This window comes from Shewanella livingstonensis (assembly GCF_003855395.1).
Classification (GTDB): domain Bacteria; phylum Pseudomonadota; class Gammaproteobacteria; order Enterobacterales; family Shewanellaceae; genus Shewanella; species Shewanella livingstonensis.
Genome location: NZ_CP034015.1, coordinates 4445267 through 4466296, shown reverse-complemented (window position 1 = coordinate 4466296; position 21030 = coordinate 4445267). Strand labels below are relative to the sequence as shown.

At 42.0% G+C, this 21030-nt stretch carries 16 protein-coding genes; 11 read left to right on the top strand and 5 right to left on the bottom strand.

All coding sequences use genetic code 11. The features are described 5' to 3' along the window. The first annotated feature begins 120 nt into the window (after window positions 1-120). Window positions 121-450 carry a hypothetical protein gene (locus EGC82_RS19455; protein ID WP_102035808.1) on the top strand — a complete coding sequence of 110 codons (330 nt, stop codon included), beginning with the start codon at window positions 121-123 and terminating at the stop codon, window positions 448-450. Window positions 451-455: 5 nt separating this feature from the next. Here EGC82_RS19455 and EGC82_RS21780 read toward each other — a convergent pair whose 3' ends face one another. Next, window positions 456-581, bottom strand: a complete 126-nt coding sequence (locus EGC82_RS21780) for a hypothetical protein (protein WP_257984805.1) — start codon at window positions 579-581, stop codon at window positions 456-458. A gap of 301 nt (window positions 582-882) precedes the next feature. Here EGC82_RS21780 and EGC82_RS19450 point away from each other — a divergent pair, with 301 nt between their 5' ends. The 6 genes from EGC82_RS19450 to rraB all read left to right on the top strand — a co-directional run bounded on the left by EGC82_RS19450 (window position 883) and on the right by rraB (window position 5570). Then, a complete protein-coding gene (locus tag EGC82_RS19450) occupies window positions 883-1173 on the top strand; it encodes an ABC-type zinc uptake system zinc chaperone (protein ID WP_124732218.1) in 291 nt (96 codons plus the stop codon). Window positions 1174-1260: 87 nt separating this feature from the next. Further along, window positions 1261-2457: a hypothetical protein gene (locus tag EGC82_RS19445; RefSeq protein ID WP_124732217.1), complete on the top strand. Its 1197-nt coding sequence runs from the start codon at window positions 1261-1263 to the stop codon at window positions 2455-2457. Next, entirely contained in the window at window positions 2441-3346 is a 906-nt protein-coding gene (locus EGC82_RS19440; RefSeq protein ID WP_164839169.1) for a metal ABC transporter solute-binding protein, Zn/Mn family, read from the top strand. Before EGC82_RS19445 ends, EGC82_RS19440 begins: the two co-directional genes overlap by 17 nt. A gap of 4 nt (window positions 3347-3350) precedes the next feature. Further along, the gene (locus EGC82_RS19435) at window positions 3351-4139 is read left to right on the top strand and encodes a metal ABC transporter permease (protein ID WP_124732216.1); all 789 of its coding nucleotides are present in this window, start codon (window positions 3351-3353) and stop codon (window positions 4137-4139) included. 148 nt (window positions 4140-4287) lie between these two features. Further along, window positions 4288-5022 carry a 1-acylglycerol-3-phosphate O-acyltransferase gene (locus EGC82_RS19430; RefSeq protein ID WP_124732215.1) on the top strand — a complete coding sequence of 245 codons (735 nt, stop codon included), beginning with the start codon at window positions 4288-4290 and terminating at the stop codon, window positions 5020-5022. Window positions 5023-5123: 101 nt separating this feature from the next. Further along, on the top strand, window positions 5124-5570 hold the full coding sequence (rraB, locus tag EGC82_RS19425) for a ribonuclease E inhibitor RraB (protein ID WP_124732214.1): 447 nt from the start codon (window positions 5124-5126) through the stop codon (window positions 5568-5570). A gap of 123 nt (window positions 5571-5693) precedes the next feature. On the opposite strand, the gene EGC82_RS19420 is transcribed toward rraB, so the two are convergent. Both EGC82_RS19420 and EGC82_RS19415 read right to left on the bottom strand, forming a co-directional pair. Then, window positions 5694-6650, bottom strand: coding sequence for a sensor domain-containing diguanylate cyclase (locus EGC82_RS19420; RefSeq protein ID WP_124732213.1), 957 nt, complete (start codon window positions 6648-6650; stop codon window positions 5694-5696). Window positions 6651-6666: 16 nt separating this feature from the next. Further along, on the bottom strand, window positions 6667-7662 hold the full coding sequence (locus EGC82_RS19415; RefSeq protein WP_124732212.1) for a response regulator: 996 nt from the start codon (window positions 7660-7662) through the stop codon (window positions 6667-6669). A gap of 428 nt (window positions 7663-8090) precedes the next feature. On the opposite strand from EGC82_RS19415, the gene EGC82_RS19410 reads away from it, so the two are divergent. Then, window positions 8091-8897 (top strand): crotonase/enoyl-CoA hydratase family protein, encoded by an 807-nt coding sequence (locus EGC82_RS19410; RefSeq protein ID WP_124732211.1) that lies wholly within the window; start codon window positions 8091-8093, stop codon window positions 8895-8897. Between the two features lie 35 nt (window positions 8898-8932). Here EGC82_RS19410 and EGC82_RS19405 read toward each other — a convergent pair whose 3' ends face one another. Further along, window positions 8933-9790 carry a DUF3530 family protein gene (locus tag EGC82_RS19405; RefSeq protein ID WP_124732210.1) on the bottom strand — a complete coding sequence of 286 codons (858 nt, stop codon included), beginning with the start codon at window positions 9788-9790 and terminating at the stop codon, window positions 8933-8935. Window positions 9791-9937: 147 nt separating this feature from the next. After that, a complete protein-coding gene (rapA, locus tag EGC82_RS19400) occupies window positions 9938-12844 on the bottom strand; it encodes an RNA polymerase-associated protein RapA (protein WP_124732209.1) in 2907 nt (968 codons plus the stop codon). A gap of 324 nt (window positions 12845-13168) precedes the next feature. On the opposite strand from rapA, the gene EGC82_RS19395 reads away from it, so the two are divergent. From EGC82_RS19395 to EGC82_RS19385, 3 genes are all read left to right on the top strand, one after another. Continuing rightward, entirely contained in the window at window positions 13169-14563 is a 1395-nt protein-coding gene (locus EGC82_RS19395; protein WP_124732208.1) for a PhoH family protein, read from the top strand. Window positions 14564-14838: 275 nt separating this feature from the next. Continuing rightward, window positions 14839-18549, top strand: coding sequence for a response regulator (locus EGC82_RS19390; RefSeq protein ID WP_124732207.1), 3711 nt, complete (start codon window positions 14839-14841; stop codon window positions 18547-18549). Window positions 18550-18588: 39 nt separating this feature from the next. Continuing rightward, the gene (locus tag EGC82_RS19385) at window positions 18589-20985 is read left to right on the top strand and encodes a zinc-dependent metalloprotease (RefSeq protein ID WP_124732206.1); all 2397 of its coding nucleotides are present in this window, start codon (window positions 18589-18591) and stop codon (window positions 20983-20985) included. Window positions 20986-21030: the final 45 nt, after the last annotated feature.

Sequence of the window (21030 nt, the reverse complement as noted above, 5' to 3'; positions counted from 1 at the left end):
AGTTGTCCTAGGGCTCTGAGTTGCGCCTATGATAATGGAAAAATCCTATAGGAGCCAAATACAGTAATTGGTAGGTTAATTTGTTACACTTGCCGACATTATTGAACTGAGGAAATTATCATGTCGCTGCAATGTGCTCATTGCTATAAATCTTTTTCAATTGCGAAGGTGAATGACAGTCGCGGGAAAGGTTTGTCAGTAGAAGTTCAATGCCCTCATTGTGCTGCATGGCTTGGGCATAATAAATATTTGTCAGTGGTTAAAATAGTCGGTTTCTATGGTGGGGTTATTGCTGCTGCAGTAGGCTATTTTGTTGAGGGTGTAACCGTTATCACTACACCATTGATTATTTTGGCTGTTATTATGGTGGGTTTATCTCATATTATGGACCACTTACAGCTGATTGAAGCGCCTGAAAATGATCCTAATGCAGAGACGCACGCGAAATAAATTTGTTATTTAACTTCAATAACTTGGCTTTCTAGCGATTCTTCAACATAGTAAATCCCGCCTAGCACGACAACCCCAACAATGATCATGACTAAAATGATGCCAATATTTTCTTTAATAAATTGTGCCATGGTGTTTGTCCTGTAATGATGATGTTTTACACATGCATTATGGTATGAGTAGTAGCTTAAGACTATCTTAAAAATAACGGCTTAGTCACCTATTAGTGACTATAGTAGCTAATGTTATTGGTTTATATTATTTGCTTATATTATTTGCTTATATTATTTGCTTATATTATTTGCTTATATTATGAGCCCGTGATTGCGGTTGTGAATACGTCGTCATGATTTGTCACAATCTAAGTGTTGCTTTTCTGTGGCGGTCTTTTACACTTATGCTCACTTTTATTAACCTGATGGAGTTTTGCTGGTGAGTTCCCGCATCAAAATAAGACAAACTATCGCAATCTGGCTTAGTGCCATCTTGATTGTGTTGTCTATTGCTGCGTCCGCACACTCAGTCAGGCATCTTGATGACGGAGTACAAAATCATTGTACCTTGTGTTTTCATCAACATCAGCTTAATAAAACGCTTCACTCTTCAGGTTTGGTGTTTGCCGTTACTAAGCAAACGTTCGAACGCCAACAATATACGCTGCCTTTTTTATTCAGTGTATTCCAAGCTTACTATCACAGCCGTGCACCTCCCGCATCTCGTTAGTCCAACATTGTAATTAATTATTTTCCGTTATCTGCTGGTTTATTTTAAACCTAGATAGGCGGCTACTTGTTGTATTTTGGAGATATTATGTCTGCGTTAAACACACGTGTTTCGTTATTGGCACTGGCTTGTGCTGTGAGTTCGTATTCTGTAATGGCAGAAGATTCTAGTTTAACTAATCCTAGTATTAGTGCGGTGCTCGATGGTTATTATCAAACGGGCGACCGACCATTAGCTGAGCGTGCTGAAGGTTTTGGTTTAGGCGAAACTGAGTTGGCATTAAGTGCCAATATTGATGAGATGTTTTACGGTAAAGTAACCGCAGTTGTTGAGTCTCATGACGGTGAAACAGAGCTTAATTTAGAAGAAGCCTTTATCCAAACGTTAGCGATGCCCTACGGTTTATCGGTTCGTGCGGGTCGATTTTTATCGGATATTGGTTATTTAAATAATCAACATTTACATACCGATGCATTTACGGAGCGTCCTGCGGCTTATCGTGCATTTTTAGGCGGCCATTATTTTGATGACGGTATTCGGTTGAACTATGTTGCCCCGACAGATCTCTACTGGACTATGGGTATAGAGGCGTTTAAAGGTGAAAGTTTACGTGCTGCTGATGAACACGGTGAGCGTGATTTTGATGATGTTGGCGTGTATACCGCATTAACCAAAATTGGTGGTGACATTGGTATCGAGAGTTCTTGGCAACTAGGATTGAGCTATTTGCGTAATCAGAATGGCCAAGCTTATGCCGAAGATGAGCACGAAGACGAAGCGGCTGATGAAGAAGGACATGCTGAGCATAGTCATAGTGCATCTTACACTGGCGAAAATACCTACATTGCAGACTTTGTTTATAAGTGGGCACCCAATGGTAATTATAAATATCAAAACTTAACCGTGAGTGGCGAATATTTTAGAGTCACTGACATTTTTGGTATGGAACCTGGACATATTGTTGAAGCAGGTCATGAGGACGTAAGTACCGATGACTATCATCAAGGTTGGTACGTGAGTAGTGTGTATCAATTTTCGCCTAGTTGGTCTGCCGGGGTTCGTTATGGACAAATTGATACTAATGAAATCCATGAAGATCACCTCGACCCACAGAAATTAAAAGAGTCAGAAGTCAGCCTTGCTTGGCATAGCAGTCATTTTTCGACTGTGCGTTTGCAATACACTCATCAGACTGGCACTAATTTCGATGGTTTTGAAGATGATAATATCTTTACTTTACAATATGTCATGTCATTAGGAGCTCACGGTGCGCATCAATTCTAAATTGCTTTTAGCAGTGACTTCAATGTCGCTGCTGTTTACCGCGACAGCTAAAGCGGAACTCAACGTGTTTGCATGTGAACCTGAATATGCCGCATTAGCGCAAACTTTAGCGCCCGATGCTAGGGTGTATTCGGCCACCACAGCGATGCAAGACCCGCATCAAGTGCAAGCAAGACCAAGCTTGATAGCTAAAATGCGCCAAGCTGATTTGGTGGTGTGCGCAGGGGCCGATTTAGAAATTGGTTGGCTGCCAATGTTACAAATGAAGTCTGCTAATCGTCAGGTTAATTCAACTGACAAAGGCTTGTTTTTTGCTGCAGATCAAATTGATACCTTAGACAAGTTAACTCATGTCGACCGCTCAATGGGTGATGTGCATGCAAAGGGAAATCCTCATTTGCATTTAGATCCCACGCGGATGCTAACCGTTGCACAAGCCTTGAGCGCTAAGCTTACTGAAGTTGATCCAGAAAATGCCAGTCGTTATACCCAGTCGTTGAGCGACTTTAGTCAACGTTGGTCGGCTAAAATACCGCAGTGGCAAGAGCAAGCTAAAAACTTAGCCGGCAAAAAGGTCATCGCTTATCATTCGAGCTTCCGTTATTTATTTAATTGGACTGGAATAGAGCAAGTGGCAGATCTTGAGCCTAAACCAGGCTTAGCTCCTACCAGCAGCCATCTAGCCTCATTACTTACTCGTGCTGAAAAAGGTGATGTAATGGCGGTAATTGTGGCTTCATACCAAGATGAACGTGGTGCTAAATGGTTAGGCGAACGCGCAAATCTACCGGTATTGGTTTTGCCTATGTCGGTGGGTGGTAATGAACAAAGTACAGACTTAATTAGTTTGTATGATAGCTTACTGACGTTATTGAATGGAGTGAAATAACACTATGTTTGATGTCGAGTTACTGTCTATCTTGTTGCCTGCGTTAGCAGCAGGATTATTAGTGTTATCAACCCATGTGTTGTTAGGTCAGCAAGTACTTAAGCGTGGCATTATCTTTATTGATTTGGCCATTGCGCAAGTTGCAGCATTAGGCGCGATAGTATCGCACATTGATCATCGGGTAGAAGACTTGCCGTTTGCTCATGTGTGGATGCCGGCATTGTTTGCTTTAGCTGGTGCTGGCGTTATTGCTTGGATGGCGAAACGACTAGTGGGTGAACTCGAAGCATTTATTGGTTGTTTTTATGTGCTCAGTGCAGTGGCCGCAATGCTATTGCTCGCCAATGATCCTCATGGGGCTGAGCTATTAAAACAGTTGATGTCGGGCCAAATATTGTGGGTAAGTTGGTCTCAGTTGGCATTGCCAGCAGTAGTTTCTGCAGTAATTATTGGAATTATTATTGCCAAACCGCGAGTATTAGATGGCGCAGGTTTTTACTTTTTATTTGCATTAGTAATTACCTTGTCGGTAGAGTTAGTGGGCGTTTATTTAGTCTTTAGCACCCTAATTTTACCTGCGTTGGCATTAAACAAATATCAAGGTAAAACTAAGCTTGTATGGGCTTATGGAGTGGGTGTTGTTGGGTATATTGCCGGGCTAGTGTTGTCTGCTAGCTATGATTTACCCAGTGGTGCAGCAATTGTAGCAACATTAGCATTAAGTGCATTGTTGTTTAGAACGCTATTAAAACTTCGTTCGTCTGTATTCGTTCGCCAAGGGAGCAATAACTAACCCACTAATAACTAACCTGTCATATAAACGATGTTACTCTGCCCTAGATCACAGGGGCAGAGTATTTCAGCGTACATATGTAAACAAAACGTTGAGTCCCTTGACTAGCATCGTTATACTGACGCCAATTTTATTGTAGGAGTATGCTGTGCTGCTTATCGCTCGTTCAATCATTCTCGCCGTACTTTTATTTTTACTCTTTGTATTTTCGATTGTTTTTTGCCTTGTGCGGCCAATGCATCGTAATAATGTACATGTGATTGCCAGTATCTTTGGTTCTGTTGCACCAATATTAGGCATTAAGGTCATTAAACGTGTTCATCCAGTAAGTGATACTTCTGAACCTTGCATTTATCTTGCGAATCATCAGAATAACTTTGATTTGTTTACTCATACGTCAGTGGTACCAAAAGCGACAGTTAGCTTAGGTAAAAAGAGCCTGGCGTGGATGCCACTATTTGGTCAAATTTATTGGTTATCAGGTAATATTCTTATTGATCGTAAAAATCGTCACAGTGCCTTTGATACTATGGCTAAAACCGTAGAAAAAATGAAGAATAGAGGACTGTCGGTATGGATATTTCCAGAAGGAACTCGTTCTCGCGGTCGCGGATTATTACCTTTCAAAGTAGGTGCATTTCACACAGCAGTAGCCGCTCAAGCGCCGATAGTGCCGGTATTAACTTCGAGTCAGAGTCACATTAACCTTAATCGTTGGAACAACGGTGTGGTGATTGTAGAAATGCTGGAGCCGATTGCAACGGCAGGCTTAGACAAAAATGATGTTAAAGCCTTAAACACTAAGGTACATCAAGTTATGTCAGCGCGTTTAGTTGAATTAAACAAAGAAGCAGAAGAATTAATGCAGCAAGCGCAAGCATAACACGGTTATCGGTCGTCAAACATCCGTCATAAGCTCGCAACTTGTGTCAGTTTGGGTATAATTGACTAAATTTTTTGTGAGTCCTATTTACGGAGTAATCCATGTCTGTTGAGCGTCAATTAAAAGAACAATTTGCTGAGAATCTCGAAATTGTTGATGCCTTGCTTGCTGACGGTTCTGAGCCTGATGCGGAGTATACGATTGAACATCATTTTTCAGCGACTAATTTTGATCGTTTAGAAAAAGCTGCTGTTGATGCATTTAAGCTCGGCTTTGAAGTGAACGATGCAGAAGAGATGGAGCTTGAAGATGGCTCGGTTATTTTTTGCTTTGACGCCATTGCTCAACATAAGCTAGAGGTCTCTTTACTGGATAAAGCCTGTGAGCAACTGATCCAGGTTGCGGGCAAACAAAAAGTAGACTACGACGGTTGGGGCACTTATTTTGTCGGCGATGAAGTCGAAGGCGAAGAAGGCGAAGAAGGCGATGAAGAAGATGATGAATTTGAAGACGACGATGAAAATGAGTCTGATGATAAATTTCACTAATAAATCATTGACCTAATATTATAAAAAAATGCTCATCAATGATGAGCATTTACCATCATCGATAAAAAATGCTCATCAATGATGAGCATTTTTTATCGATGATGGTAAATGGCTGATAACCAACTATTTATGAATAATGCTTTTATTACGACCTTCTTGTTTAGCCACATATAGTGCTTTATCTGCACCTGATAACCATGTTGAGCTATTATCTATTTCTGAGTCTAAATCGTTAATCCCTAAACTGACAGTCACTTTTATCAGGCGATTTTCGAATGCCACTTCCGATGCTTCAATACGTTTTCGTAAACGTTCGGTAAAGTTCAGTGCTTCTTCTGCTGTGGTTTTAGACAGCACGACTCCAAACTCTTCACCACCATAACGGCCCGCACAGTCGGTATCACGCAGCGCTTGCTTTAATAAATAGGCTATATGTTGGATGACTTTATCACCGGCAGGGTGGCCATATTCATCATTAATTCGTTTAAAGTTATCAATATCAATCATTATCAGTGATGCGGTATCACCGTAGCGAGAATAGCGATCGAATTCTTGTTCCATGCAACTTTGCCAATGTCGACGATTATGTAGTTGGGTTAATCCATCAGTTTGGCTGAGTTGTTCAAGTTGTTCATTAGCCGATTTTAGTTGCAGCTTATTCACCGCAATATCGGTCACATCATAAACAATAATACTGATATGAGTGATTTGACCGGTTAATGAAGCGAGTGGTAATAAGGTGATATTTTGAAACATAAAATCAGCTCGACCAGTTACCGGACGATAGTTTTTAAATTTGAATACGTATGGACGTTGTTCCCAACTAATAAAAGTACGATTTTTTAATAGAAATACCGACTCCATTTTCTTCTTTAGCCAATCAGCTTGTAAATCTGGAAACTTATCAAACAGATTACTGCCTTTAATAGAGTTAGGTGACACGCCGCTATGGTTTTCCATGAAACCGTTCCAAAGCTGGATATTATAGTCGCGATCGAGTACTACTAAGCCAACTTCAATGGTTTGCACCATATCGATTAGCCAGTGAAGTTCATTCATCGCACTTTGGTCATTTGACATAATAGATTATCCAGCGTTAGTCGAGTAAGTAGCCAAGCTTGTAGTTAAGCGTAGGGATTGAGTCTTCAGTAAATAGCAGCAAGAGATCACATTGAATATTATAATCTTCTATTCGATAGTTGATTTCCATCGCCAGTGTTCGTTGCCATTTATCTGAGTTGTCGTGGATGAGCTCATTAACACTGCAGTGTCTGCCGAGCACGACCGGATGTGCCTGACTAAATTTCATATCCAGTTGTTCTGAAATACCATTTAAAAATGCCCCAATGAGCACATTACCTGTGTCCATCATCACTTCTATTTCAGTATTAATGTCTTCTGGATTTTCTAATCCCATTAGCTTTGCCATATCTTCAAAGCTAGAGTCGTGGAAAAGAAGTAATGCTTCGCCTGCAATTCCAGCACCAATAAAGCCCTGGCAAAGCCCTGATACGGTTGAATTTCGCTCGGTGGCTTTTAACGCCATCGTGAGTTCGCTGACTTCAAGCACATTAACGTTAGGGATAGGTAATAGTACAAATACATCAAGAAGTTTAGCGAGTAAGTCTGCTGCTCTGCCCATTGCAACGTTGGCTATTTCTTGACATGCGTCACGCATATCAACTTTCATCATCGGAGTTTGGTCGGCTTTATTACCCTGGGTAAGGGTTAAAATACCGTACTCTTGAAGAATGTGACTGATAGCCTCTGCGCTAACGGGCTTTTGAATAAAGTCTAGGGCACCTAAAGCTTTGACCCGCTCGTGAGCTTTAATTTGAATATCACCAGACACCACAATAATTAATGCTGGTAAGTCTTGTTGCTGTACCGCTTGCAATACTTCATAACCATCCATAACTGGCATGTTGAGATCAAGAAACACAATCTCACCTTTACCTGCGCGAATGACTTCAAGGCCTTCTGCGCCGTTAGTGGCGTAGCTGATTTCAACGTCCCAATCTTTTGGGAGCGTTCTCGCCATTTGTTTTCTAGCTAGTGCAGAATCGTCGCATATTAATATTGGAATGGTCATTGTTGCTGGTCTTCCTTATTTCGCCATTAGGAAAAAACACTCATTAATGAAGCCGCGAGTGATACAAGGCGGATAGTTATTATTATAAGACTTTTTACAGCGATTTATGCTTGTTAGTTCATTATACGTATTTGCTTACAATATTGGTAACTTAGTTTTAACATTTAAGCGAGTGCTTAATATTTCATCGCCATTGCATTATCTAACCAAAGCCATATTAATCTGGGATCACATTGGTTGCCTAAAGTTCAATATAAGATAGACATGTATAAACCAATAAATATGAAGCTGCCATCCAATAGTATTACGTTTAGAAATAATATGACAATATTTTGACCAGCGCCGAACATTTGTCATGTTATTACTATTCGCCAGATAGTCCAGATATGTTAGTCTAAAAACTGGACTGACCAGTAACAGGGTGTTTCATGGAAAGAGAGTTAATTAAGTTCACGGTAGAACATGGTATAGCACATGTTTGTTTAAATCGACCGAGTAAAATAAACGCGCTTAATGTTGAAATGTTTATGGCGATTGATAACGTCATTAAAAAAATCAAGGCTAATAAACAGATCAATGCGGTCATTTTATCCGGAGCCGAAGGTAACTTTTGTTCTGGTTTAGATGTGAAGAGTGTTGCGAGTTCACCCACAAGTGCATTAAAGCTTTTATTCAAGTGGTTACCTGGCAATGCAAATTTAGCCCAACGTGTGTCTTTGGGATGGCAGCGTTTGCCTGTTCCTGTTATTGCGGTTTTAGAAGGTTGTTGCTATGGCGGTGGGACTCAAATTGCCCTCGGTGCTGATATTCGTATTGCGACGCCAAACTGTAAGTTGTCGATAATGGAAGCTAAGTGGGGATTAGTGCCCGATATGGCGGGTTTGGTAGCATTGCGTCAAATTATGCCTAAAGACAAAGCATTAATGTTGACCTATACCGCAGATATTTTAACTGCAGAGCAAGCGCTTGAACTCGGTTTAGTAACCCAAATAAGTGATAACGCTTATGAGTGTGCAATCTTGTTAGCACAAAAAATCATGCTAACTTCACCCGATGCTAATGCGGCGATTAAGCTGAGTATTAACCAGAGTTGGAGCGCTTCAGTGCGCCGTTTATTAGCTCGAGAATCACTGAGCCAAATTAGATTACTGTTGGGTAAAAATAGAGTGATAGCAGCAATAAGGCAAACTAAAAATCCTGATAAAGCTTATCGTCCCCGTCAATCTTGGTGGTAAGCAAAAGCGTTTCAGCCATGGCATCAGAGTCATGGCTACCTACCGATAACTGTTCTGGAAAAGCCTTCTATTTGATCGAGGGCTTCTTCCCAGCCACTAGGGCTGCTTAAGTCCAAGCTCATTTGGTATTGGCGATAATACTTAGCAGGTTTCACTTGATTGTAGTTGAGGCGGGTAGGCGCTTGTTCAATGGCATTAGGATGTGCATCAGCGGATTGAATGTCGAGAATGGGGATCGACATGCTAACCAGTTGTTCAGCAATCGATTTACGCTGACTTTGCGGATCAATTAAGTACTCAAACTCGCGATAAGCATTGACGATGACAAGCACATCAGGGGTAGGGGTTTTTTTGTCATAAAGTAAATTAGTGACCATGCCGGCGGTGTCATCAATAACAATCAGTATTTTGCCTCCAGGAAATAAGTCTGTGGTTGAAGTTAACTGGTTTAAGGCTTCATTTAGACTGGCTTGTTGAAAGTTTCGTAGTTCAAGTAACTGAGATGACTCATATTTTGGCGTACTTTTGTTACTGGTTAATTGCAGCTGGTCGGTGCCTGCTTTAGTTATTTCTTCAGGTGTGGTGGCATAGTTAGGGCGGTATAACCCTTTTGCTGGCGTTAAGCTAATACTAGCCCAACCTCGTGCATTGATATTAGTCCGCAGGTAGCTGGCTAAGCCAGCGGCATCTGCATCGGTATCAGAAGCAGCAATAATCACAGCGGAACCATAGTGATTTTTACTTTCCCAAGACCGCACCAATACTTCACTTTGCTTACCATCGATAGTGACAAATTTAATTTCATCAGCAGACAGGTGTGCATAGGGTTGCTGCGCCATTGCATTAGGCATGGTCGCTAATATGCTTATCGTTACGATCAAAAACTGACTCATTCGCCCTAGTTGCACGATAACCCCAAGTGAAAAACATCATAATGTGAATAGCTTAATGTATAACCCTAACTAAAAACAATGCCCTGATATACAGGGCATTGTTTACACGACATGAGCAATACAAGATTATATTATCTGTATTAGCCGTTATACATGGCTAACCAGCACCATGCGTATTGCATCAAGTTGTAATTGACTGTTGTCCATGTAGCCCGTTAACTCGACCATTTGATTACGAATATGTTCTAGTTCATCTTCGCGAATGTTCGGGTTTACTGCCTTTAGGGCTTCAAGTCGTTCTAACTCGCTGGTCAATTGCTGTGTCATTTTAGCGCGCCCATCGATAACCAATTGCGTTAGCGATTGTTTGGCAAATTCTTCACCTTTAGCTAATAACGGGTGCAAAATCGGCTGTGATGCATTAACAAGCTTGCTAGCAATATGACGATTAACCGCACTTAACTGCTTATCGAAGCTAGCATAATCAACTTTATCAGCCATATTCAAGCCATTTTTATCCAACAACACTCGAATGGGTGTCGGCGGTAAATAACGGTATAACTGACTTGCTTTTGGTGCAGAGGCATCGGCCATGTATATTAATTCTAAAAATAGCGTACCAGCGGGTAGTGCCTTATTTTTTAGAATCGCTACACTGGTGGTGCCGGTTTCTGAACCGGTGATTAAGTCTAAACCTGTTTGTACTAAAGGATGCTCTTGCGAGATAAACGCAATGTCATCACGAGCCAACGCTGTTGCACGATCGAAGGTGACGGTGAGGCCATCTTCATGTAATCCAGGATAAGTTGGGAACATCATATGCTCGCTAGGGCGCAAGATAATTGAGTTTTCACCACGATCTTCTTGGTCGACACCAATAATGTCCCATAAACGGATGACTGAGCCGATGAGATGGGTATCGTTATCGCTGTCTGATAAGCGTTTGACCAATGCATTAGCCCGCTCACCGCCATGAGAATTGATCTCTAGCAGTTTGTCGCGGCCTTGCTCCATTACCTGTTTAAGCTCTTTGTAGCGATGCTGAGTGTGGTTGAGTAATTGAGTCATTACCTCTTCATCAGCGTCGCAAAGCACATTGATAAGCTCATCGGCAAATTCATTGAACAATACGTGGCCGCTTGGACAAGTTAGTTCAAACGCGTTCAATCCTTGATGATACCAACGCATCAATCGTTCTTGTGCGGTATCGCGCAAGTAAGGTAAATGAATTTGAATATCATTTTGTTGACCAATACGATCTAAACGGCCAATACGCTGCTCTAATAAGTCAGGATTTAGGGGTAAATCAAACAGAATTAAATGGCTCGCAAACTGGAAATTACGTCCTTCAGATCCAATTTCAGAACAAATTAATGCTTGAGCACCACCTTCTTCTTGAGCAAAATAAGCACCTGCTTTGTCGCGTTCAATAATTGACATTTCTTCATGGAAAACCGTTGCCTGAATACCTTCGCGGGTACGTAGTGCTTCTTCAAGGCTTAACGCCGTTTCTGCTTGGCTGGCAATAATGAGCACTTTTTTACTGCGATGAGACTTTAAAAATTCAATTAACCAATCTACTCGTGGATCAAATTTCCACCAACTGGCGCTATCACTTTCAAAGGCTTGATACAATTTTTCTGGGCTTAGTGCTTGCGCTGCTTTGTCTTTTGGTTGTTTGGCGCTACCCATCATGGCATTAACACGTTCTGCAGTAACATACTGCGTAGGCATGTCATATGGATATGCATTAAAGAAACGCTTCGGAAAGCCTTTTACCGAGGCGCGACTGTTACGATACAGCACGCGACCTGTACCATGACGGTCGAGTAAGTCTTGAAGTAATTCTTGACGTGTAGCTTGTTGCGTTTCAGCATTAACATCTTTTGATTGGATCAAGCGGATACTTGGTTCTATGTCTTTTTCGCTGAGCAATTCGGTTAAGCTATTAATTGCACTATCAGGTAATTTGGTGTCTTTACTTAATGCTTCCGCGGCTTCTGCTACATCTTTATAGCCAGCTTCTTCAGCGAGGAAAGCATCGTAGTCGTAAAAACGATCTGGATCGAGTAGACGTAAACGAGCAAAGTGACTCTGATGGCCAAGTTGGTCTGGGGTTGCCGTTAATAGCAATACACCTGGCACCACTTCACTTAATGCTTCAACAATTTTATAGGCGCGACTTGGGGCATCTTCTGACCATTCTAAATGGTGAGCTTCATCAACAACCATTAAGTCCCAATCGGCATCTACAGCTTGTTCAAGACGCTTTTTCTTACGCAATAAATCAAGTGAGCAAATGATTAACTGTTCGGTGTAAAACGGATTGTCATTGTCGGCGTAAGCTTCAACGCAACGGTCTTCATCAAACACTGAAAAGCGTAAATTAAAACGGCGCAACATTTCAACTAACCACTGGTGGCGAAGCGTGTCGGGCACGATCACTAGAATCCGTTCAGCACGGCCGGTGAGTAATTGCTGATGAATAATTAAGCCCGCTTCAATGGTCTTACCTAAACCAACTTCATCGGCTAGTAATACTCGTGGCGCATAACGACGACCGACTTCATGTGCGATCCATTGTTGATGTGCAATTAAGCCTACGCGTGGGCCTTGCTGACCAAGTAAATCTGAGGTGGCTAACTTGTGGCGTAATAACTGACATTGGTAACGCACACCAAAGCGTTCTAAGCGATCAATTTGCCCTGCAAATAAACGGTCTTGAGGTTTATTGAAGCGAATGTTGTGGCTCAACATTGTCTCACGAAGACTGACTTTTTCTTGGGTTTCGCTATGAATCCCATGATAAATCACCAATTGGTTTTTTTCTTCAAGCTCTTCAATAGTGATACTCCAACCGTCACCGCTTTCGACAGTGTCTCCAGGGTTAAAAATAACCCGGGTTAAGGGAGCTTCACTGCGAGAAAACATCCGGTTTTCTCCAGTGGCAGGGAATAGCAGCGTAACCATGCGGCCTTCAACTTGAACGACTGTTCCTAATCCGAGTTCTGACTCGGTATCACTTATCCAGCGTTGACCTAAGGCAAACGGCATCTTCTACTCTCATTTATTGCGTGAAACAAAAAAGGGGGCGTATGTTAAACCAAACCCATCCAGATTGAAATTCTAGCATTGATTTATCGTTTAGATGTTCATTTTTACGCCATATTGACATGTTAACGTCACATTGACGTCATAGTGTGAAACAAAGGCGATGATGACATTGAGTTATGACTCAAGCAGTGCCACATTTTATTGAGGTCAGTATAGCCTATGGCTATGACCTGTTTTCAATCGAGACTTTGATTATCCCTTTAAGATTAAAAATTTAGCTGAGAGATACTGATATTTATTCATTGAGAGCACTCTGGAGGCACCATGCAACAAAACGACAGAAAGTTGTTTGTACTGGATACCAATGTGTTACTGCATGAACCTTTAGCGATATATTCGTTTAAAGAACATGACGTAATTATTCCTATGACGGTGTTAGAAGAGCTCGACAGTATTAAGGATAGGAAGCGAGATGTGAGCCGTGATGCTCGGGTTGCCATACGTGCATTAGAAGATATTTTGGGTGGCTCCACCACACCGGAGCAAATTTTACAGGGTGTTGCATTACCTACTCGTGAAGAACACGCTGAAGTTTCTGGGCATTTATCGATTTTCCCAGATCATAAAATAGAATTTATTATCGGTTCACTCCCCAGCGATAATAACGATAACCGTATTATTAACACAGCGCTGCATTTACAAAAACGCCATTTTCCCCGCACCGTGGTGTTAGTCACCAAAGACATTAACATGCGTTTAAAAGCCAAAGGTGCAGGTATTGAGCGCGTAGAAGATTACCGCAGCGATCAGTTAATTGATGATGTGCGTTTTCTGGCTAAAGGTTTCTATCAATTCCCAGGTGACTTTTGGCAAAGTATCGATAAAGTCTCCACCGATCGCAAAGATCGCCATACGGTTCATCAAGTGCCACTAGAGGATCTTGGTAATGAAAACTTTTATCTTAACCAGTATTTAATTGATGACAGTTCAGATTTCTGTGGCCGTGTTGCCAACAAAACCGATCAGTATTTAGACATTATTGATCGCGGTCGAGATCGCTTATTGCATCATGAGGCTTGGGGGGTTAAACCGAAGAATATTTATCAAGCCATGGCACTTGATGCCTTGCTCGATCCTGACATCGAATTAATTATTTTGACCGGTCCTGCGGGCTGCGGTAAAACGCTACTAGCGATGGCGGCGGCATTAGAGTTAGTGGTTGAACGTAAGCTGTATGACAAAATCATCGTGACCCGTAACACCCCTGAAATTGCGGAGTCGATAGGTTTTTTACCTGGCAGTGAAGAAGAGAAAATGACCCCTTGGCTAGCTGCTATTACCGATACCTTAGAAGTGCTGCACAAAAATGATGTTAACCCTAGCGGCAGTGTTAATTACATTATGGAAAAGGCCAACATTCAATTTAAGTCGATTAACTTTATGCGCGGGCGCTCAATTCAAAACTCAGTGGTCATTTTAGACGAATGTCAAAACCTAACCGCATCACAAATAAAAACCATGATCACTCGAATGGGCGAGGGCACTAAGTTAATTTGTAGCGGTAACTTAGCCCAAATTGATTCGACCTATTTGACCGCGGTTACCTCAGGCCTAACCTACATCGTCGAGCGTTTTAAAAACTTTGAAGGCAGCGCTAATATTTACCTTAATGGCGTGGTACGGTCACGGTTAGCTGAATTTGCAGAAGAGCACCTATAGCAACTAATTTAACGAAGGTATTGCCTCCTGTAATCAAAAACTGTCACTTGAATGCATAAGGTTACTTTTTGTATCCTTATGCATTATTAATAACACATTAACCCCTAATCAGTGTCGTTAGGCTTATTAGCAGGTTGGACGAGTGCCTAATGAGCCATTAATACATGTGCTTGAGACTGTCTTCCTGATATCATAATCATTATTGTTATTACTACCGATTTTTGGTGTTATTCGTTCGACAGCGAGTGTTTTTTACGCTGTATCAAGGGTGGTTAATGAAACTGACTGAGCCAGATTTGCAACTCAAATCTCCCATTCAACGCAATTATAACCGTGCGGTGTTTTACACCTACATCGGCGTGATAGTGATGGCTTTACTGACGGCAGGCATTATGTTTGAACGTCAAAAAGAGCAGCAAATTCAACAGCGTGAAGAACAAGTCGCTCGCCATGTGATGCAAATCGACTTATTACTTGAGTCGAGTATTCGTGCCGTAAAAAGTTTGCGTGATGTAGCGGTAGATCATCTACGCTTGGGTGAGTTCGTGCGAAAAGAGCGATTACCCCAATATGAAAAGTTTAATGAAGATGGTCAATATTTTACCTTAGAACCCAATTACGCCAACAGTGGCGTGCCGTTTACCAACATGGGTCGCATTACTGGTGCGGGGTCGTTAGATAATCGCAGCGAGAGTTTTTATCAAGAACTCGAAATGCTGTTTGAACTGTCATTATCCTTTCCTGTAGCCAAAGAAGCGGCTCCTAAAGCCTCATCGATTTATTATATTTCTAAGCGCAGAATGATGTCATTTTACCCATGGGAAAGTAATGACTTACGCTTTAGAGATGAGCTGCTTAATAAGAAACAATTTCAATTAGCAACGCCTTCAATGAACCCGCAACGGAGTGTTTTTTGGAGCGAGGCGTACATTGATTCGGCTCACCAAGGGCTGATTACGACGCTAGGCTTACCGGTATATTTAGAAGATGAGTTTATTGGTTCGATTAATTTAGACATGACCTTGTCGTCATTAGATAAACAAATTCGTACCTATTTTAAAATGCCCGGTACGGTGATCTTACTCGATCAACAAAACAATATTTTATCTCACAGTGACTTTGACTCTAATGAGATGAATAAGGTTTACCACATTAGCCAGCGAATTCCTGCGGAGTTACATTCGTTATCTGAATCTGAACTGTTTGATGCCCATGAGGGTATTTTGCGTAATGGTTATTATATTCATAGTGTTGCGCTACATAATGCCCCATGGCGCTTGTTGTATTTACAAGATGAAGATGATTTATTTAAAGACTCGTGGGACAAACTGCAACTGAGCTTTTTGTTAGTCGTTTTGGCCCTGTCATTGCTGGTAACTATTGTGCATTGGCAAACGCGTCGTGCATTCGTGAGCCCAGCTTCACGCTTGTTAACGCACTTAGAAGCCTGTTCACAAACGCCTATCCGTCCGCCAGAGAAAATAACTCGTGGTTGGGAGCCGTGGTTTGCATTAGTCAGTCGTATTTTTGAAGAAAACCGCCAGTATACTCATCATCTCGCCGAACAAAATAAACGTTTTGATAACTTAGTTGCTAGGCGCACTCAGCGTTTACGTGAAACAACTGAGCGCCGCGAGCGCGAGTTTGCATTACTGCGGTCATTAATTGATTCAATCCCTGAAGCTATTGTATTTAAAGATAAAGAAGGTAAATACTTAGGTTGTAATAAGTCTGCTGAAAGAATGCTGGGCTATAGCGAAAATGAAATTATTGGCCTGACATCATCTGAAGTTGTTAGCCCAGAGCAAGGCTTACGCATTGGTGAAGAAGACAAGAAAGTACTGACTCAACAGCACTCATTACGTTACCAAGAACGGGTCAATATTGAAGGAAAACCAGTATTACTCGATACCTTCAAACTGCCGTTTTACAATCGTCGCGGCGATTTGTTAGGACTCATTTCTATTTGGCGTGATATTACCCGTGAATTCGAGGCTGCTGAACAATTGCGCTTGTCTGAACAGCGTTATCACCTAGCAATGGATGCGGTAGAAGATGGTTTATGGGATTGGTATATCGATTCTGAACAAATTATCTGTAATCCGGCTTTTTATTCAATGTTGGGTTACCAAGCGAATGAATTTCCGCCATTACTGGAATCGATCGATGAATTATATCATCCTGACGATCGCGATCGGGTTCAAGAATATCGCGCTCAGTATGTACGTGATCCGGTTGGCACCTATGAAATAGAATTTAGAATGCGCGGTAAAGACGACCATTATTACTGGGTGTTGTCTCGTGGTCGAGCGGTTGAGTTTTCTGAAGATGGTTGCAGTAAGCGGATGCTAGGTACCCATAAAGATATTACTCGCCAAAAGAGTAACGAAGTGGCGTTACTTGAGGCAAAACAAGATGCTGAATTGGCCAATATGTACAAGAGTGAGTTTTTGGCCAATATGAGTCATGAAATTCGTACACCAATGAACGCGATTATTGGTATGTTGCAGTTAGCACAACGCACCAGTTTAACCGTGCAGCAGCAAGATTATCTTAATAAAGCTGGTTTTTCTGCTCAATCATTACTGCGAATCATTAATGATATTTTGGATTTTTCTAAAATTGAGGCTGGTAAGTTAGAGTTAGAAAGAGTCGCGTTTCCACTGGATAAAGTGCTTGATCATGTTATTGATATCAATGCTATTAAAGCGCAAGAAAAAGGCGTTGAATTACTGCTGTATGCCCCAGTCACTGCTGGTTTAATCTTAAATGGCGATCCGCTGCGTTTAGGCCAAGTACTCGTTAATTTATTATCTAATGCGGTTAAGTTTACCCAAATTGGTGAAGTTGAGCTTGGTTGTGAAGATGTGGGTGAGCGCGACGACCGCATTACGCTTAAATTCTGGGTGCGAGATACCGGTATTGGTATTAATAAAGATCACCAAGCAATGTTGTTTGATGCCTTTTCGCAAGCCGATGGTTCAACTACGCGTAAATATGGTGGCACAGGTTTGGGCTTGTCTATCAGTAAACATTTAGTGTCGATGATGGGCGGTACTATGGAAGTGGAGTCCGAATTGGGCGCTGGCAGTACTTTCAGTTTTACCATCAGTTTTGAAATTGCCGAAGAACAAGTGGTTGAGCCGCTTGTGGTACCAGAACAATTAAATAATCTTACAACACTGGTGGTTGATGATAACCCCAGTGCATTACAAATTTATTCAACCTTGATGAGCGATTTTAGCTTTGGTGTGAATACCGCTGACAGCGGCCAGAAAGCCCTGGATATATTACGTAAAAAGCCGGTAGATTTATTGCTGTTAGATTGGATGATGCCAGAAATGAACGGCTGTGACGTTATCAGAGCTATTGATCTGATGATTGAAGATGGCAGTTTAGAAAAACGGCCAATTATTATCTTGATGACAGCTTATGCTGCTGAGCCGTTAGACCATGAGCTGCAAAAAAATTCGGTTTATGCGGTGTTGCAAAAACCGTTTAAAGCTTCAGCGTTATTTGATGAAATTATTAATGCCTTTGCCAAAGAGCCTAAACTGAATTCGATGCCGGTCATTATTGAGGCTGAACCGACAAAGGTATCAGGTTTGATCCTGTTGGTAGAAGATAACTTTATTAACCAGCAAGTGGCATCTGAATTGCTCAAAAGTGCTGGTTATGAAGTGGTTATTGCTGACAATGGTCAAGTGGCGTTAGATGTGATTGATTCTCAGCCGTTTGATGCTGTCTTAATGGATATTCAAATGCCTATAATGGATGGATTAACCGCAACAGCTGAATTACGCAAACGTTTTAGCAAACAACAAATGCCCATTATTGCCATGACTGCGCACGCAATGTCGGGTGATAAAGAAAAAAGTTTAGCTGCAGGCATGAATGCACATATCACCAAACCAATAGTGCTTACTGAATTATTTGAAACCTTATCTCATTGGATTACATATAAAAATAATCATACAGACGATTAGTATTTCGACGATAGGATATTACCGACAGGGAGATTAATTATGGTCCGCCGTAGTATTTCATTGGCAATGTTGTTGGCGATTACGCCAGTAACATTACTTTCTACCGCTACGATAGCTGCTAGCGACTCAGCCCAAACAATAATCAACAATACTGAAGCTGCAAAAGGCTTTATCAATCTTTTCTACGATGCCAAATCTGCTCAATTATACCTGCAAGCGGATAAACTCAATCAACCTTTTCTATTGCTGACAAGCTTACCTCATGGTGTGGGTTCAAATGACATTGGTTTAGACCGTGGCCAGTTAGGTCAAATTCGGATGGTGCAATTTGAACAGCATGGTCCTTATATCGTATTAAAGCAGCTTAATACTGATTTTCGTGCTTCCAGTGATAATGTCGCCGAGCGTCAGACTGTAACACAAGCCTTTGCTGAGTCGATTTTATGGCGCGGTAAAGTGGTTGAAGGTAAAACGGCGATCGTCGCCATTAATGACCTCGTTATTAATGATTTACATGGCGTGTCTGATGTATTAACGGCAACAAAACAAGGCGCTTATAGCCTAGACAGCAGCCGTTCAGTGATTTTGCCGCAAGGAATTAAATCGTTTCAACGTAATGCCGATATTGATGTGAATTTAACCTTTAAGGCTAATAAAGCGGGTAAGCAAGTGGAGCAAGTTACCCCAGATGGTAAATTGTTGTCTGTTCGGGTGCGCTATTCATTTGTACAACTTCCCGAGATAGGCTATCAACCCCGCAATTATCATCCTATGAGTGGTTATTTATCTGATCAATATGCCGATTATTCTGCCGCAGTTGATCAGCCGCTAATACAACGGCATTTATTACGTCACCGATTAGAGAAGGTTACGCCTGGAGATGCGCCTAGTAAGGTGGTTAAGCCTATTGTGTATTACCTTGATCTCGGCGTACCAGAGCCCATTAGAGGAGCCTTATTAGCCGGCGCCCGTTGGTGGGAAAGCGCATTTACTGAGGCCGGTTTTATTGATGGCTTTAAAGTTGAATTATTACCAGAGGACGCAGACCCTCAAGACATTCGCTATAACATGATCCAGTGGGTGCACCGTGCCACAAGAGGCTGGTCATACGGTGCAGCAGTAACCGACCCTCGTACCGGCGAAATCATTAAGGGCAATGTTACGCTTGGCAGCTTAAGAGTGCGCCAAGACCATCTCATTGCTCGGGGGCTTACTGCTGGTTGGCCAGATCGTAAAGCCGCTGCTGATGCTGCAATGGCATTGTCGCTTGCTCGTATTCGTCAGTTAGCGGCGCATGAGGTAGGACATACCTTGGGGCTTGATCATAATTTTGCAGCATCAACAAACGATAATGCGTCGGTAATGGATTACCCGCACCCATATGCGAGTATCCAAGGCGATAAAATCGATATTGCTAACCCATACAATGAAGGTATTGGTGAGTGGGACAAATACACCATAGCGTATGGTTATGGTGACTTAAAGCAGACCGATGCTCTGTTAGCATCGACCTTAAGGAAAGGCTTTCGTTATATTGGTGAAGCAGACTCTCGTAGTGCCAGCGCTAGTAACGCTTATGCCAGTTTATGGGATCGTGGTAACGATGCGGTTGCTGAGTTAGTTCGCTTAGAAACCGTGCGCCGTAAAGCGATTGACGATTTTAATTCCGATGCGTTATTAGCCAGTGAACCTCATGGTGAATTAGCCGATGTGTTTGTGCCTATTTACTTGCTCACTCGTTATCAAATAGAAGCCGCCGCAAAGTGGATTGGCGGCGCTGATTATAGTTATCAACAAGTTGGTGCGGGTGTTCGTTGGAATTATATTCGTCCTGAAATGCAACTGGCGGCACTCGATGCACTATTATCCAGCTTACAAACCCAAAGCTTATTAGTGCCAAGTAATGTGTTGCAAACATTGGTGCCTAAAGCTGGGAATTATGCCAAAACTCGCGAAAGTTTCGGATCCAACTTAGGTGTGATAACCGATCCCGCGGCGATGGCTGAAGTGATGAGTCGTCATATTGTGTCGCAACTATTAACTTCTGAGCGTTTAAATCGAGTGAGTCAGGCTTATATGGGCGATAGTCAACAGCTGTCGGTAGTTAAGTTAATCGATAAACTTGTTGGTGCAACCTTGTACCAAGACTTACCCAGCGGACAAGGCTTAGCGATGCAAATGCGGGTGAACACTGTGGTGATTGATGGTTTATTAGCCGCTTACCATAATCCTAACACCGCCCCTGAAGTAAAAGCGCAGTTGGCGGCAAGAGTCGATTATATTATCAAGCAGCTTAAACGCCGCAGTAATCGAGGTAGTGATTATCAGTCTGCACATTATGATTGGTTATTTGAAGGTATTACCAAAGGCTTGGAGGATGCAAGTTATCGACTCATCGCTAAGCCTGTAGACATGCCACCTGGCTCACCGATATAGAATAAGCCTTCTTTGAGTGTTCAATACGCGACCTTATTAGGGCGC

What these genes read in the sequence shown, in the direction of transcription:
- EGC82_RS19410 (WP_124732211.1), top strand. Translation starts at nt 8,091, where the DNA reads ATGGAAAGAGAGTTAATTAAGTTCACGGTAGAACATGGTATAGCACAT.
- EGC82_RS19385 (WP_124732206.1), top strand. Translation starts at nt 18,589, where the DNA reads ATGGTCCGCCGTAGTATTTCATTGGCAATGTTGTTGGCGATTACGCCA.
- EGC82_RS19420 (WP_124732213.1), bottom strand. Translation starts at nt 6,650, where the DNA reads ATGTCAAATGACCAAAGTGCGATGAATGAACTTCACTGGCTAATCGAT.
- EGC82_RS21780 (WP_257984805.1), bottom strand. Translation starts at nt 581, where the DNA reads ATGGCACAATTTATTAAAGAAAATATTGGCATCATTTTAGTCATGATC.
- rapA (WP_124732209.1), bottom strand. Translation starts at nt 12,844, where the DNA reads ATGCCGTTTGCCTTAGGTCAACGCTGGATAAGTGATACCGAGTCAGAA.
- EGC82_RS19445 (WP_124732217.1), top strand. Translation starts at nt 1,261, where the DNA reads ATGTCTGCGTTAAACACACGTGTTTCGTTATTGGCACTGGCTTGTGCT.
- EGC82_RS19455 (WP_102035808.1), top strand. Translation starts at nt 121, where the DNA reads ATGTCGCTGCAATGTGCTCATTGCTATAAATCTTTTTCAATTGCGAAG.
- EGC82_RS19390 (WP_124732207.1), top strand. Translation starts at nt 14,839, where the DNA reads ATGAAACTGACTGAGCCAGATTTGCAACTCAAATCTCCCATTCAACGC.
- EGC82_RS19405 (WP_124732210.1), bottom strand. Translation starts at nt 9,790, where the DNA reads ATGAGTCAGTTTTTGATCGTAACGATAAGCATATTAGCGACCATGCCT.
- EGC82_RS19415 (WP_124732212.1), bottom strand. Translation starts at nt 7,662, where the DNA reads ATGACCATTCCAATATTAATATGCGACGATTCTGCACTAGCTAGAAAA.
- EGC82_RS19435 (WP_124732216.1), top strand. Translation starts at nt 3,351, where the DNA reads ATGTTTGATGTCGAGTTACTGTCTATCTTGTTGCCTGCGTTAGCAGCA.
- EGC82_RS19395 (WP_124732208.1), top strand. Translation starts at nt 13,169, where the DNA reads ATGCAACAAAACGACAGAAAGTTGTTTGTACTGGATACCAATGTGTTA.
- rraB (WP_124732214.1), top strand. Translation starts at nt 5,124, where the DNA reads ATGTCTGTTGAGCGTCAATTAAAAGAACAATTTGCTGAGAATCTCGAA.